The following is a 14,675-nucleotide window of genomic DNA, read 5'->3' on the forward strand; positions in this document are numbered from 1 at the left end:
CCGCCCGGGACCCCCCGGAGGGGTGGTCACGACGGCGGTACGGCGGGTCGCCGCGGACTCGCCTTTCGCACCCCGCCAACGGCTCGTATCCTCGGTGTCACCACCGGGTACGGGCCCGGCGGTGTCTGGCTCCGCCCACCTGGAGGTCTCGGTGCCGCTCTCCGAGCACGAGCAGCGACTGCTGGAGCAGATCGAGCGCGCCCTCGTCGACGACGATCCCAAGTTCGCCTCCTCCGTCCGCACCGGCGACCGCAGGCTCAGGGCGCGGCGGAAGCTGCAGCTCGGTGCGCTGCTGGTCGTGGTGGGCCTGGCCGTCCTCGTCGGTGGTGCCGTCGTCCCGTCCGTGCCGCTGGGCGTCCTCGGGTTCCTCGTGATGTTCGGCGGCGCCGCGCTCGGCGTCCTCAACTACCGCTCGGCCACCGGCGCCGTCGAGACCGGCCCGGCCGGTGCCCGCGGCGCGCAGGGCGGCCGTGGCCGGGGCGGCAGGCCCCGCAAGCAGCCGCTGAAGAACCGGCTCGAGGAGCGCTTCCGCCGCCGCTACGACCAGTAGCCCGCGAGACCCCGCGACGGCCGCCGTCCCACCCGGGACGGCGGCCGTCGCCGTTCCCGTGGCCGAGGGAGTCGACCCGTCCCGGGGGGACGAGGACGATGGGGCCTGCCCCACGAGCCGATCGGGAGGGGGAGTCCCGATGACGCAGACACAGCCCCTGGAGCACCTGTCCTTCGACCGTCCCGACGAGGTCCGGCACGGTGAGAACTGGCGGCTGGAGCTGCTGCACCTGGCCGGCGGCGCCGAGGTCGGCCGCATCACCGTCCAGCCCGGCTGGCGGTGGTCCGAGCACGTCCGGCCGGTGGCCGGCACGGACCTGTGCCAGGCCCCGCACCAGCAGTACCAGGTCTCCGGCCGCATCCACGTCGTGATGGCCGACGGCACCGAGATCGAGTCCGGTCCCGGTGAGGTCACGTCGCTGCCGCCGGGGCACGACGCCTGGGTGGTGGGGGACGAGCCGGTCGTGGCCATCGACTGGCACGGCGCCTCGGTCTGGGCGGCCCGGCCGTAGCCCCGCCGGCCCGGGACCGGCGGGGCCGGCTCAGGCGGCGGGGTTCCGGCGGGGGAGCCTCGCGGTGACCGCGGCCGCGAGCGCGTCGCCCAGCGACGCGGGCCACAGCAGCGCCCGCAGCCGGGCCCACGGCGCCGCCGCCGCGGTCAGCCCCCGCCGCGCCCGGGTCAGCGCGGCGCCCAGGGACGGGTCGGCGGGCGCGCCGGGGCGGCCGTAGCTGGCCGCCTCCTCCGCCCGGGCCAGCCGCCCGACCGCGTCGGCCGCGTCGGGGACGCCGGCCCGGTGCGCGCCCCCGGCGACCGCGACGCCGTCGAGGGTGCGGGTCAGCGCCGCCGCCTGCTGCCGCGGGGTCTGCGCGGGGTCCCAGGGCAGGCCGAGGTCCCGCGCGGTCGCGGCGAGCTCGTCCCACAGCGCGGCCGGGCTCCCGCCGGCCACCCGGCGGCGCCGCTGCAGCGCGCGGGCGCCGGCCGGAGCGGCCAGCAGCGCGGCCAGCCCCAGCAGCACGCCGGCGGCGACCAGCACCGGCCGCGCCGACGACGTCTGCGCGGCCGTCGTGCCCTGCGGGGTGGCGCCGTCCACGCGGTCCTGCTGCGGCGTCGGGGCGCTCTGCGGCGCGGTCGGCGCGGTCGGGACGTCCTGCGGGCGCTCGAGCACCTCCTGGTCGGCCGGCCGCGGCGCCCACGGCAGGTCGACGGCGCGCTCGCTGTCGATCGGGGTGGGGTCGAACGGCACCCAGCCGAGGTCGTCGAAGTACACCTCGACCCAGGCGTGCGCGTCGTCGCTGGTGACCAGCCGCCCGCCACCGGGCTGCACCCGGCCGGGCGTGTAGCCCAGCGCGACCCGGGCGGGGATGCCCGCGGCCCGCACCATGGCGGCCATCGCCCCGGCGTACTGCTCGCAGTAGCCCTGCTTGAGCTGCAGGAAGTCGACGAGGTCGTCGCCGCTGGTGCCCGGCCGGGTCGCGAGGCTGTAGACGAAGCCGTTCGCGCGGGAGAAGTGGCCCTGGATGGCGCGCACCGCGTCGTAGGGGGTGGCCGCGCCCGCGGTGAGGCTCGCGACCAGGTCGGTGACGGCGGGGTCCAGCGGCGGCAGCGCGGTGTCGCGCTCGCGCACCGGCGAGCCGGGCGGCACCTCGCCGGCGGCGCGCAGGTCGTCCTCGGTGGGGCGGGCCTCGACGGCGGTGACCCGGTAGCTCTGGGCCGCGGTGGTGACGTCGCGGCCGAAGACGGTGCCGGTGGTGGGGTCGAACCGCCAGGCCCCGGGGTCGGCGATCTCCACCGTCAGGGGGGAGGTGAGCACCGGCAGGAACCGGTCGTCGTGGCCGACCGCGGTGATCGTGGCCTCGACCCGCCGGCCGTCGCGGCGCCCGGGCAGCGGCGCGAGGTCGTCGGGCTGCCCCACCGACGTCTCGCCGTCGAGGTTGCCCACCGTCCAGCCGTCCTCGGCGCTGTAGACGTCGAGGGTCACCACGCGCAGGTAGCCGGGGTCGAGGACCGAGGCGTCGAACCGCAGCAGGTCGATCGGCTGGGGCAGCGTGAGCTGGCCCTGCAGCGCCGCGGCCGCGTCGAGTGCGGTGCCGGTCGACCCGCCGCCGCCCCCGGGACCGAAGCCGGCGACCACCCGGCCCTCGGGCAGGGTCGGCACCACGCTGCCGCCCACCAGGGCGGCGGCCAGGGCCAGCGCGGCGGTGCCGGTCGCGGCGAGCCCGCCGGCGCCGCCCCGCCGCCCGGCCCGCGCGGCCAGCCGCCGCGCCTGGTCGGCCCAGAGCAGCAGCGCCAGCCCCGCCGCCGGGGCCGCGACCGCCGTCAGCCCGATGCTGCCGGTGACCGTGCTGACCGGCACGCAGAACAGGACCAGCAGCCCCAGCCCGGCGAGGGCCGGCTGCCGGCCGCCGACGGCGATCAGGTCGACGACGACGGCGACGATCCCGACCAGCAGCACGGTGAGCGCGAGCAGGCCGGTCAGCGGCAGCGCCGGTGTGGACTGCTCGCGGATCTCGGCCGAGCCGTCGGTGAGCACCGCGGCGAGGTCGCCGAGGGAGCCGGGGGTGGGCAGCCAGCCGCCGATCGCGTCGCCGGGGGCGAACAGCGCCGTCATCAGGCAGAGCAGGGCGGCCAGCTGGCCCAGCGGCACCAGCGGGACGCCGGCGGCGCCGGCGCGGGCGGGCAGCGCCCGGCCGCCGGACGCCCATGCCCACAGCGCCGGCCCGGCCGCGCGCAGCGCCAGCCCGGTGAGGGCGACCACCGCGATCGCCGCCAGCGCCGGCGGCGCCCAGGCCGGGCGGGTGAAGACCGGCGCCAGGGCGCAGCTGCCCAGCGCGGTGGCGACCGCGGCGGCCAGCGTCGTGCCGCCCTCGCGGGACAGCGTGCCCGGCGGCACGGGCGCCGGCGGGGGTGCGGGGACCGGCGGCGGGACCGGCCCGCCGGACCGGACCGGGGGCGGCGGTGGGGCGAGCGTGGTCACGCCGGCACCCCCAGGACGCCGCCGCCCCGGACCCCGGCGGAGGCCGGGGCGAGGTCGGCCCACACGGCCTCGACGGTGCGCGAGGAGTCGGCGACGACGACCTGCCAGCCCGCGCCGCGCAGCAGCGTCGCGGACTGCTCCAGCTGGGCGGTCAGCGCCGCGCGCGCCGTGGCCGACAGCCCGCGCTTGCTGCGGGCGCCGGGATCGGCCCAGCTGGCCACGTCGAGCAGGACCGCGACGTCGGCGGACGGGCCCGAGCGCGCGGCGACGAGCTCGGTGAGGTCGTCGGGGCCGACCGCGCCGAGCAGCGCGACGACCGGGCCCTCGCCCGCCACGCGGTGCAGCAGCTCCGCGGCCGGTCCCAGGCCGGTGCCGCGGCCGGGGCCGAGAGTGGCCAGCCGGTCCAGCAGCTCGCCCGGTCCCAGGGCCGCCCGCGCGGCGGGGGCGGCGCGGCCGCCGTCCGGCGCGGTGGGGGTGAGCTCGCCGGCGGTGGTGACCACGCGCAGCGCCGCCCCCCGCCGCGCCAGCGCGGTGCCGATGCTCGCCGCGGCCTCCACCAGCCACTCGAGGCTGTCCTGCGGCGGCGTCGGGTCACCGGGCGGGCCGGGGACGGCGCCGCCGGCGACCGGTCCCGGGCCGGCGGCGCGGGTGAGCAGGTGGGCGCGGGTGCGGGTGTCGAGCAGCAGCGCCGCCTGGGCGCGCCAGGGCCGCTCCTCCAGTCGGACCATGAGCTCGCCGGTGCGGGCGGTGGCCCGCCAGTGCACCTTCCGCAGGTCGTCGCCGTGCCGGTACGCGCGGGTGCTCACGTCGTCCTCGCCGTGCACCGCGATCGAGCGGCGGGCGCCCTCGCCGCCGCCTCCGTGCCCGCCGCCCGGGCCGCCGGGCCCCAGCGGCCGGACCCGCGGCACGACCACCAGCGGCGCCCCGTCGGTGCCGCTGGTGGTGCGCTGCACCAGCCCGAAGGGGTCGACCAGGCGCAGCCGCATCGGGCCGAGCCGGAACCGGCCGCGGCGGGCGCCGGCCACCCGGTACCGCATGCCCGCGGTCGCGGCGGCGGGCAGCCGCTCGACGACGAACGAGGGGGAGCGGCCGAGCTCGGGCGGCAGGTGCTCGGACAGCAGCCACAGCCGTCCCGTCCGCCGGTCGGCGTTGGTCACCTCGAGCAGCACCTCGGCGTCCTGGCCGCGCGGCACCCGAGACGGCGACACGGTGCGCCGGACGCCGACGCGGAACCGCTGCCGGGCGACGGCGACCGCCGACACCAGCGGCAGCGCGAGCACGAAGACGGCGATCTGCACCAGCGGCCGCTCGCCGAGCAGCGCGCCGAGCCCGAGCAAGGTGGCCCCCGCGGCGACCAGGCAGCGGCCGCGGAGGGTGAGCGAGGTCAGCGCCGTGCGCAACGGCCCACCCACGGCGGTCAGCGCCCGCGGAGGACGGGCACGGTGGACAGCAGGGCAGTGACCACCTGCTCGGCGGTGCGGCGCGCGGCCGCGGCGTCGGCGGTGAGCAGCAGCCGGTGGGCGAGCACCGGGACGGCCATCGCCTGCACGTCGTCGGGGAGCACGTGGTCGCGGCCGGACAGCGCCGCCGACGCGCGGGCGGTGCGCAGCAGCTGCAGCCCGGCCCGCGGGGAGGCGCCCAGCCGCAGCTCGGGGGAGCGGCGGGTGGCCTCGACCAGCGCGACGACGTAGCGGCGGATCGCGTCGGAGACGTGCAGCGACTGCACCGCCGTCACCAGCGCGCGCACCGTGCCGGCGTCGGCCACCGGCGCCAGGGAGGCGAGCGGGTCGGCGGTGCCGCGGTCGTCGAGCATGGCGACCTCGGCCTCGCGGTCGGGGTAGCCCATCGAGACCCGCGCGGTGAACCGGTCGCGCTGGGCCTCGGGGAGGGGGTAGGTGCCTTCCATCTCCACCGGGTTCTGGGTGGCCATCACCAGGAACGGCCGGGCCAGCTCGTAGCTGACGCCGTCGACGGTGACCTGCCGCTCCTCCATGCACTCCAGCAGCGCCGACTGCGTCTTGGGCGAGGCCCGGTTGATCTCGTCGGCGACGACGACGTTGGCGAAGACCGCGCCGGGCTTGAACTCGAAGGCCCGGGTCTCCTGGTCGTAGACGGCCACGCCGGTGACGTCGCTCGGCAGCAGGTCGGGGGTGAACTGGATGCGCCGCACGCTGGCGTCGATCGAGCCGGCCAGCGCCTTGGCCAACGTCGTCTTGCCGGTCCCGGGAACGTCCTCCACCAGAAGGTGGCCCTCGGCGAGTAGCACCACGAGGGCGAGGCGGACGACGTCGGGCTTGCCCTGGACGACGCGGGACACGTTGGCCGCGATCCGCGCGCCCTCCGCGGCGACGTCCACCGGCAGCCCCGCCGTCCCGCCCGCCGCACGCATGGTGTCGGTCACCCGGCCCACGGTACGTGCCCGGAGCGGTCCGCAACGTGTCCGCGCACCGCCCCACCGGGCCCCTCCCGGGTCCCCACCACGACGGCCCCCGCGACCCCTCCCGGTGGGCCGTCCCCCCACCGCGCCCCACCCGGCCGCCCCCCGCCGTCCCCGTGCCCCTGACCTGCACGCCAACGGGTGGAGCGGGTGGGTCACGACATGGTGTCGAGTGGTGTCTGGTGGGGCGTAGTGGGTTAGTGTGTGGCGCGGTGGGGAGCCAGGGCCCGTCCCGGGTCCGCGGAGGACACGAGGAGGACCACATGGGGGAGGTGATCCGGTGTTCGTCGGCAGCTTCGCCCTGCGCCTCGACGAGAAGGGCCGGCTCGCGCTCCCCGTCCGGTTCCGCGACCAGGTGGCCGACGGCATGGTGATCAAGAAGGGCCAGGAGCGCTGCGTCTACGGCCTGACCATGGCCCGGGTCGCCGAGCAGAGCCGCGCCGCCGCCAGCATGGCCCCCGCCGACACCGCCGAGGCCCGGATGCGCGCCCGCATGAGCTTCGGGTCGATGGTCGAGGTCGAGCCCGACAAGGCCGGCCGCATCACCATCCCGGCCAACCTGCGCCAGTACGCCGGCCTCGACCGCGACGTGGTCGTCGTGGGTGTCGACACCCGCTTCGAGATCTGGGACCAGGCCACGTGGGACGCCTACGTGGAGGAGCAGGAGGCGGCCTTCGCCGCCATGGAGAGCGAGGGGATGCCCACGCTGTCCTGACCCCGTCCCGCCGGTCGCCCCGACCCCCGCGCGCGCCCGTCCGCGAGCCGACTTCCCCGCGGCTCGACCGGGTGCGGCCCGAACCGTCTTCCCCGCGGCTCGGACCCCGTGCGCAGGCGGCGCTCCCCGCCGCCGGTCGGACCGGCCACCGGCATCCGGCGACCCCCGCTCCCGCGGCCGCCTCCTGACGCTCTTCCCCGGCGCCAGGCGGCACCGCGGGGGCGGGGGTCTCCCTTTCCCGGGCCACCCCGCGGGCTCCCTCCCCGGGCCCGCGGCGCCGTTCCCCGCGCGGCACGCCTGGCCGGCTCCCCCAGCCGGAGCGCCGTCCGCGCCACCATGAGACACCTGCCCTGCCCGCCCCGCCGGGCCCGACCCGCGAGGAGGACGACGTGAGCGCACCGGCCGTGCACGTCCCCGTCCTCCTCGACCGCGTCACCGACCTGCTCGGTCCGGCCTGCGCCGCCGACGGGGCCGTGCTGGTCGACGCCACCCTGGGGCTGGCCGGGCACTCGCTGGCCCTGCTCGACGCCCACCCCGGGCTGCGCCTGGTCGGGCTGGACCGCGACCCGCACGCCCGCGCCGAGGCCGCCGCCCGCATCGCCGCCGCCGGCCACACCGACCGCGTCACCCTCGTGCCCGCCGTCTTCGACGAGCTGCCCGAGGTGCTCGGGCGCCTGGGCCTGGCCGAGGTGCAGGCGGTGCTGTTCGACCTCGGCGTCTCCTCGCTGCAGCTCGACCGCGCCGACCGCGGGTTCAGCTACGCCGCCGACGGGCCGCTGGACATGCGGATGGACCCGGGCGCGCCGCGCACCGCCGCCGACGTCGTCAACACCTACTCCGCGGCCGAGCTCACCCGCGTGCTGCGGGTGTACGGGGAGGAGCGCTTCGCCTCCCGGATCGCCGCGGCGATCGTGCGCGAGCGGGCGCGCGAGCCGTTCACCCGCACCGAGCGGCTGGCCCACCTGGTGCGCGACTCCATCCCCGCCGCCACCCGCCGCACCGGCGGCAACCCGGCGAAGCGGACCTTCCAGGCGCTGCGGATCGAGGTCAACGACGAGCTCGGTGCGCTGCAGCGGGCCCTGCCCGCGGCGCTGGACGCCCTCGCCGTGGGCGGCCGGATCGCCGTCATCACCTTCCACTCGCTCGAGGACCGCATCGTGAAGCAGACCCTCGCCGCCGGTGCCACCGACCGCACGCCGCCGGAGCTGCCCGTCCGGCTGCCCGAGTACGGCCCCGTGCTGCGGCTGCTCACCCGCGGCGGCGAGGGCCCCACCGACCACGAGGTCGCCGCCAACCCGCGCGCGGCGTCGGCCCGCGTCCGCGCCGCCGAGCGCATCCGGCGGCCGGCGTGAGCACCGCCGCGCGCGCGCCGCGCGCCGAGCCGTCGGCACCGGGGGAGCGGGTCGCCCGGACCCTGCCCTCCCGCCCGCTGCGGGCGCTGCCCTCGCGGCCGGCCCGCACCCGCACCACCGGCCCCGCGCCCCGGGTGGGGACCTCCCGGACGGCGGCCCGCACCACGGCCCGCACCACGCCCCGCACCACGCCTCCCGAGCTGCGGCTGCTGCCCGGCGGCGCGGCGCGCACCCGCTCCGCGGCGGCCCGGCGCCGGGCGCCGTTCGCGCTGCTGGTCGTCGCGCTGCTGGTGCTCACCACCATCGGCCTGCTGGTGCTCAACACCTCCATCGCGGTCAACTCGCTGCGGGCCACCGAGCTGCGCAACGCCAACGCCGAGAAGGCCGAGGAGGTGCAGGAGCTGGAGCAGCAGGTCGTCTCCGGCAGCACGCCGGTGCAGCTGGCCGCGGCCGCCGTCGCCGCGGGCCTGGTCCCGGCCGGCGCGGCCGGGCACCTGGTGATCGGCGCCGACGGCAGCGCCACCCTGCGCGGGACCCCGGAGCCGGCCCCGGACCCCGCCGCGGCCGGGGACGAGGGTTGAGCGTGCTCCCGCCCGCCCGCGGTCCCGAGCCCGCCCGCCGCGCCGCCCCGCGCACCGCCGCCCGCGGCGGCCGGGGCGCGGTGCCCCGACCCGTCCCGCGCGCCGGCGGGCCCCGCGGCGCACGCGAGCCGCTGCCCCGCTCGGGCGCCTTCGTGCCGCGGCGCGCCCCGGGCAGCCGCCGGGTGGGCCGGCCGCTGCGGATGGGCGCCAAGCGGCTCCGGTGGGGGCTGGTGCTCGTCGTCGTCCCGCTGCTGCTCGTCACCGGCAAGCTGGTGCTGCTGCAGGGCGTGGACGGCGCCGACTACGCCAACGCCGCCGAGCAGGACCGGCTCGCCGAGTACCCGATCTCCGCCCTCCGTGGGGCGATCGTCGACCGCGACGGCCACCCGTTCGCCTACACCGTCGACGCCTCCCGGGTCGTCGCCGACCCCACCGTCGTCGAGGACCCCGAGCGCACCGCGCTCGCGCTCACCGCCCTGCTCGACGTGCCGGTGCCCGAGCTCACCGAGCTGCTCGGCCGCGACGGCCGCTACGTCGTCCTCGCCCGCCAGGTCTCGCCGGAGACCGTCGACGCCATCGACGCCCTGGGTCTCGCCGGCATCGTGTTCGAGGACGACCCGGTGCGGCTCTACCCGACCGGGGCCGTGGGCGGGCAGGTCGTCGGCTTCGTCGGCCGCGACGGCGACGGGCTGGCCGGGATCGAGCAGCGGTTCCAGGACGAGCTCGGCGGCACCGACGGCATGCGGCGGGTGGAGGTCGGCAGCGGCGGCCACCCGATCCCCTCGGGCATCGACGAGTCCACGCCGGCCACCGACGGCAGCACCGTCGAGCTGACCCTCGACCAGGACGTCCAGTTCACGACCGAGCAGCGGCTGGCGGAGGCCTGCTCCGACGGCGCCACCACCCGGGCCTCGGCCGTGGTGCTCGACGCGCACACCGGCCAGGTGGTCGCGATGGGCTCCTGCCCCGGCTACGACCCCTCCCAGGCCGGCAGCACCGACCCCGAGCTGCTGGGCAACCCGGCGGTGACCAGCATCTTCGAGCCCGGCTCGGTGATGAAGGCGGTGACCCTGGCCGCCGCCGTCGAGGAGGGGAAGGCCACCCCGGACCGGGTGCTGAACGTCAACGGCCACATCCAGGCCGGCGACGCCGTCGTCACCGACGCCCACGACCACGCCCCGGTCGACTGGACGGTCACCGGCATCCTCGCCAAGTCCAGCAACGTGGGCACGATCATGCTGGCCCGCGAGGTCGGCGACGCCACGCTCGAGCGCTACCTGCGCGCCTTCGGGGTGGGGGAGGAGACCGGCGTGGAGCTGCCCGGCGAGAGCGGCGGCCTCCTCGCCGCCTCCGACGAGTGGGAGGCCAGCCGGGCCGCGAACATCGCCATCGGCCAGGGCGTGTCGGTGACGACGCTGCAGATGGCCTCGGTCTTCCAGACGATCGCCAACGGCGGCGTCCGCGTCCCCCCGCGGGTGGTCGCCTCGGTGACCGCCCCCGACGGGACGACGTCGACGCCGGACGCGCCCGAGCCCACCCGCGTGGTCAGCGAGGACACCGCCGACGACCTCGCCCACATGCTCGAGGCCGTCGTCGGCCCGGGCGGCACCGCGCCGCTGGGCGAGGTGGAGGGCTACCGGGTGGCCGGCAAGACCGGGACGGCGCAGCGGGCCAACCCCGAGTGCGGCTGCTACGCGGGCGGCGGCTACGTGACGACGTTCGTCGGGTTCGCCCCCGCCGACGACCCGCAGTACGTCGTCGCCGTCGACCTCGAGCGGCCCAGCAGCTCCGCCGAGGGCGGCCAGGTCGCGGCACCCGTCTTCGCCGACGTCATGCGCTACGTGCTCACCGAGCGCGGCGTGGTGCCGTCGGGGACGCCGCGGCCGGACTTCGCGCTCACCGGCGAGGACCTCGCCGAGGCCGCGACCGGCGGTCCCGCGGGGGACTAGTCGCGCACCGCCGAGGCCGTGCGGGTGCGCGGGACGGGCCGGTGCCGACGGTAGATTGGCCAGACGTGAGCCCGACCGGAACCGGGTCGGTGCCCCGGCCTGCGGGGACCCGCCCGCTCGCCCTCAGCGCGCTGCGCGACCTCGTCGGCGACCCCGTGCAGGGCGACCCCGCCACGCCGGTGCGCGGCGTGACCCTGGCCACCCCCGAGGTGCGGCCGGGCGACCTCTACGCGGCCCTGCCCGGCGCCCGCACGCACGGCGCGCGCTTCGCGGCCGACGCCGCCGGCCGCGGCGCGGTCGCCGTCCTCACCGACCCCGCCGGCCGCGACCAGGCGGTGGCCACGGGCCTGCCGGTGTGCGTCGTCGACGCGCCGCGCGCGCTGCTCGGCGACGTCGCCGCGCGCGTCTACGGCGAGCCCGCCCGCCGGCTGCCGGTCGTCGGCATCACCGGCACCAACGGCAAGACGACGACGGCGTACCTGGTCGAGGCCGGCCTGGCCGCCGCCGGGCACGGCACCGGGCTGATCGGCACCGTGCAGACCCGCACCCGCGCCCGCGGCGCCGAGACCGCCTTCCCCAGCGTCCGCACCACGCCCGAGGCGCCCGTGCTGCACGCGCTGCTCGCCACCATGGCCGAGTCCGGCGTCGACACCGTGGTCATGGAGGTCTCCAGCCACGCGCTGGTGCAGGGCCGGGTCGGTGGCGTCCCGTTCGCCGCGGCCGGGTTCACCAACCTCAGCCAGGACCACCTCGACTTCCACCGCGACCTCGAGGACTACTTCCGGGCCAAGGCGCTGCTGTTCGACGGCCGCGCCGCCCGCGAGGTCGTCGTGGTCGACGACGGGCACGGCCGCCGCCTGGCCGGGATGCTCGGCGGGCGCGCGGTCACCGTGTCCGCCGAGGGGAACCCGGCCGACTGGACCGCCGCCGACGTCGCGCCGGCCTCCGACGGCGGCTCGGTGTTCACCCTGACCGGCCCCGGCGGCACGTGGCCCGCCCGCGTGCGGCTGCCCGGCCGGTTCAACGTCACCAACGCCGCGCTCGCCGTCGCGCTGCTCGACGCCGTCGGCGTGCCGGTGGCCGCGGCGCTGGAGGGGATCGCCACCGCCGTCGTGCCCGGGCGGATGGAGCCGGTCGACGCCGGCCAGCCCTTCACCGCGGTGGTCGACTACGCGCACACCCCCGACGCCGTCGCCTCGGCGCTCGCCGCGCTGCGCGGCGCCACGACCGGCAGGCTGGTGACCGTGCTCGGCTGTGGCGGCGACCGCGACCCCGGCAAGCGCCCCGCGATGGGCGCCGCCGCGGCGCTCGGCAGCGACCACCTCGTCGTCACCGACGACAACCCGCGCTCGGAGGACCCGGCCGCCATCCGCGCCGCCGTCCTCGCGGGCGTGCCGGCGGAGCGGCGCGGCAGCGTGGAGGAGATCGGCGACCGCCGGGCGGCCATCGCCCGCGCGGTGGAGCTGGCCCGGCCCGGGGACACCGTCCTGGTCGCCGGCAAGGGACACGAGACGGGGCAGGAGGTCGCCGGCACCGTGACGCCGTTCGACGACCGCGCGGTGCTGCGCGAGGTCCTCACCGCGGCGGCCGCCGGGGCGGCCCGCCGGTGATCGCCCTGACCCTCGCCGAGGTCGCGGAGGCCGTCGGCGCCGCGCTGACGCCCGCCGCCGACCCGGCGGCGACCGTCACCGGCGTCACCCTCGACTCCCGCACCGTCGCCGCCGGCGACCTGTTCGTCGCGGTCGCCGGCGAGCGGGTCGACGGGCACGAGTTCCTCGACGCCGCGGCCACGTCCGGCGCCGTCGCCGCGCTCACCACCCGCCCCGGCGGTCCGCTGCCGGCGCTCGTCGTCGACGACACGGTGGACGCCCTGGGCCGGCTGGCCGCCGCGGTGCACGCCCGGCTGGCCGCGGGCGGGTTGCTGACGATCGGCATCACCGGCTCCTCGGGCAAGACCTCCACCAAGGACCTGCTCGGCCAGGTGCTCGCCGCCGCCGGCCCGACGGTCAGCCCGCCCGGCTCGTTCAACAACGACATCGGCCTGCCGCTGACCGTGCTGTCCGCCGACGAGGGCACCCGCCACCTGGTGCTGGAGATGGGCGCGCGCGGCGTCGGGCACATCGCCCGGCTGTGCGCGGTCGCCCGGCCCGACGTCGGCGTGGTGCTCAACGTCGGCTCCGCCCACCTCGGCGAGTTCGGCTCGGCCGACGTCATCGCGCAGGCCAAGGGCGAGCTGGTGGAGGCGCTGCCGGAGACCGGCACCGCCGTCCTCAACGCCGACGACCCGCGGGTGGCCGGCATGGCGCCGCGCACCCGCGCCCGGGTGGTCACCACCGGCCGGTCCGACGGCGCCGACGTCCGCGCCACCGGCGTCACCCTGGACGACGCCGCCCGCGCCCGCTTCACCCTCGTCGCCGGCGGGGAGGAGCACCCGGTCGCGCTGCAGGTGGTCGGCGAGCACCAGGTGGCCAACGCGCTGTCGGCGGCGGCCGCCGCGCTCACCGCCGGCATGACCCCCGCCGCCGTGGCGCAGGCGCTGTCGGCCGCCGAGCCGCGCAGCCGCTGGCGCATGGAGGTCACCCGCCGCGCCGACGGCGTGACCGTCGTCAACGACGCCTACAACGCCAACCCCGAGTCCATGCGCGCCGCGCTGGCCGCCCTCGCCGGGCTGCCCGCGACCCGGCGGGTCGCCGTCCTCGGCGGGATGGCCGAGCTCGGCCCCGACGCCGACGCCGAGCACGAGCGGCTGGGCCGCGACGCGGTCGGCGCCGGGGTCGACCTGCTCGTCGCCGTCGGACCCGATGCGGTAGGGATGGTGTCGGGTGCCACGGCCGCCGGTGCCCGCCACGGGGAGGGCCACGGGCCGCAGGTCGCGTCCGTGCCCGACCGAGCGGCCGCTCTCGACCTGCTCTCGGAGGTGCTGGTGCCCGGTGACGTCGTGCTGGTGAAGGCCAGCCGGGCCCACGGGCTGGAGGTCCTGGCCGACGGCCTGCTGACCGCCGGGGCAGGCGCGTGAAGTCCGTCCTCATCGCCGCGGCCTTCGGGCTGTTCATCTCGATCCTGTGCACCCCGCTGGCGGTGCGGGCCTTCCGCCGGCGCGGGTTCGGGCAGGAGATCCGCGACGACGGCCCCGAGAGCCACCTGTCGAAGAAGGGCACGCCCACCATGGGCGGCACCGTCATCGTCGGGGCGACGGTCGGCGGCTACCTGATCTCCCACCTGTTCCTCATCGGGCAGCCCAACCGCGGGGTGACCGCCAGCGGCCTGCTGGTGCTGTTCCTCATGGTGGGCCTGGGCACCGTCGGGTTCCTCGACGACTACCTGAAGATCCGCTTCCGGCGCAGCCTCGGGCTCAACAAGACCTCGAAGCTGGTCGGGCAGCTGGTGGTCGGCGTCGCGTTCGCGGTGCTCGCGATCAACTTCCCGGACGAGGCCGGGGTCACCCCGGCGTCGGAGTTCGTCTCCTTCGTCCGCGACATCGACCCGCTGTTCCTCGGCTCGGTCGGCTTCGTGGTCCTCGCCTACCTGTTCATCGCCGGGTTCTCCAACGCGGTGAACCTGACCGACGGCCTGGACGGGCTGGCGGCCGGCTGCTCGGCGATGGTCTGCGGCGCCTACACGATCATCTCGTTCTGGCAGTTCACCCACGACTGCTCCGGCGAGCTGGTCGACGGCTGCTACCAGGTGCGCGACCCGCTCGACGTCACGCTGGTCGCCGCCGCCGGGCTCGGCGCGTGCCTGGGCTTCCTGTGGTGGAACACCAGCCCGGCGCGGATCTTCATGGGCGACACCGGGTCGCTGGCCCTCGGCGGCCTGCTCGCGGGCCTGGCCGTGGTCACCCGCACCGAGCTGCTGCTCATCGTCCTCGGCGGCCTGTTCGTCGCGGTGACGCTGTCGGTGGTCATCCAGGTGGCCTTCTTCCGCGCCACCCGGCGCCGGGTGTTCCGGATGGCCCCGCTGCACCACCACTTCGAGCTCGCCGGGTGGGCGGAGAACACCGTCATCGTGCGGTTCTGGCTGGTGACCGGGATGGCCGTGGCCTTCGGGCTCGGCCTGTTCTACGCCGACTGGCTCTCCGTCACCGGGCTGTGAGAAAGGACCCCCTCGCCCCCCACGC

The 14,675-nt window shown here is 77.9% G+C and carries 12 protein-coding genes; 9 read left to right on the forward strand and 3 right to left on the reverse strand.

Annotated elements, in window-relative coordinates; all coding sequences use genetic code 11:
• Positions 1-121: 121 nt before the first annotated feature.
• Together ACI8AK_RS10120 and ACI8AK_RS10125 are read left to right on the forward strand one after the other, a co-directional pair.
• Complete coding sequence (locus ACI8AK_RS10120; RefSeq protein WP_387994028.1) at positions 122-550, forward strand: DUF3040 domain-containing protein; 429 nt, start codon at positions 122-124, stop codon at positions 548-550.
• A 139-nt stretch (positions 551-689) separates the two neighbouring features.
• Positions 690-1,061 (forward strand): cupin domain-containing protein, encoded by a 372-nt coding sequence (locus ACI8AK_RS10125; RefSeq protein WP_387994026.1) that lies wholly within the window; start codon positions 690-692, stop codon positions 1,059-1,061.
• A 30-nt stretch (positions 1,062-1,091) separates the two neighbouring features.
• Here ACI8AK_RS10125 and ACI8AK_RS10130 read toward each other — a convergent pair whose 3' ends face one another.
• From ACI8AK_RS10130 to ACI8AK_RS10140, 3 genes are read right to left on the reverse strand one after another with little or no spacing between them, the layout of a single operon-like run.
• Positions 1,092-3,524 (reverse strand): transglutaminaseTgpA domain-containing protein, encoded by a 2,433-nt coding sequence (locus ACI8AK_RS10130; protein ID WP_456956120.1) that lies wholly within the window; start codon positions 3,522-3,524, stop codon positions 1,092-1,094.
• Positions 3,521-4,924 carry a DUF58 domain-containing protein gene (locus ACI8AK_RS10135; RefSeq protein ID WP_456956122.1) on the reverse strand — a complete coding sequence of 468 codons (1,404 nt, stop codon included), beginning with the start codon at positions 4,922-4,924 and terminating at the stop codon, positions 3,521-3,523. Before ACI8AK_RS10135 ends, ACI8AK_RS10130 begins: the two co-directional genes overlap by 4 nt.
• 17 nt (positions 4,925-4,941) lie before the next feature.
• Entirely contained in the window at positions 4,942-5,925 is a 984-nt protein-coding gene (locus ACI8AK_RS10140) for an AAA family ATPase (RefSeq protein WP_456950358.1), read from the reverse strand.
• Positions 5,926-6,241: 316 nt separating this feature from the next.
• On the opposite strand from ACI8AK_RS10140, the gene mraZ reads away from it, so the two are divergent.
• The 7 genes from mraZ to mraY all read left to right on the forward strand — a co-directional run bounded on the left by mraZ (position 6,242) and on the right by mraY (position 14,650).
• Entirely contained in the window at positions 6,242-6,676 is a 435-nt protein-coding gene (gene mraZ / locus ACI8AK_RS10145) for a division/cell wall cluster transcriptional repressor MraZ (RefSeq protein WP_387994466.1), read from the forward strand.
• 389 nt (positions 6,677-7,065) lie between these two features.
• Positions 7,066-8,028, forward strand: a complete 963-nt coding sequence (rsmH, locus tag ACI8AK_RS10150) for a 16S rRNA (cytosine(1402)-N(4))-methyltransferase RsmH (RefSeq protein ID WP_456956124.1) — start codon at positions 7,066-7,068, stop codon at positions 8,026-8,028.
• Positions 8,025-8,609 (forward strand): hypothetical protein, encoded by a 585-nt coding sequence (locus ACI8AK_RS10155; RefSeq protein WP_456956125.1) that lies wholly within the window; start codon positions 8,025-8,027, stop codon positions 8,607-8,609. Before rsmH ends, ACI8AK_RS10155 begins: the two co-directional genes overlap by 4 nt.
• Before the next feature lie 2 nt (positions 8,610-8,611).
• On the forward strand, positions 8,612-10,558 hold the full coding sequence (locus ACI8AK_RS10160; RefSeq protein WP_456903214.1) for a peptidoglycan D,D-transpeptidase FtsI family protein: 1,947 nt from the start codon (positions 8,612-8,614) through the stop codon (positions 10,556-10,558).
• Positions 10,559-10,623: 65 nt separating this feature from the next.
• Positions 10,624-12,168, forward strand: a complete 1,545-nt coding sequence (locus ACI8AK_RS10165) for a UDP-N-acetylmuramoyl-L-alanyl-D-glutamate--2,6-diaminopimelate ligase (RefSeq protein ID WP_456956127.1) — start codon at positions 10,624-10,626, stop codon at positions 12,166-12,168.
• Positions 12,165-13,574: a UDP-N-acetylmuramoyl-tripeptide--D-alanyl-D-alanine ligase gene (locus ACI8AK_RS10170; RefSeq protein ID WP_387994436.1), complete on the forward strand. Its 1,410-nt coding sequence runs from the start codon at positions 12,165-12,167 to the stop codon at positions 13,572-13,574. Before ACI8AK_RS10165 ends, ACI8AK_RS10170 begins: the two co-directional genes overlap by 4 nt.
• A complete protein-coding gene (mraY, locus tag ACI8AK_RS10175) occupies positions 13,571-14,650 on the forward strand; it encodes a phospho-N-acetylmuramoyl-pentapeptide-transferase (protein ID WP_387994433.1) in 1,080 nt (359 codons plus the stop codon). The genes ACI8AK_RS10170 and mraY overlap by 4 nt, the downstream gene beginning before the upstream one ends.
• Positions 14,651-14,675: the final 25 nt, after the last annotated feature.

The organism is Geodermatophilus sp. SYSU D00867, assembly GCF_054050315.1.

Bases quoted from the DNA above. Each gene is read 5' to 3' on its own strand.
- ACI8AK_RS10125 (WP_387994026.1), top strand. From the start codon at position 690: ATGACGCAGACACAGCCCCTGGAGCACCTGTCCTTCGACCGTCCCGAC.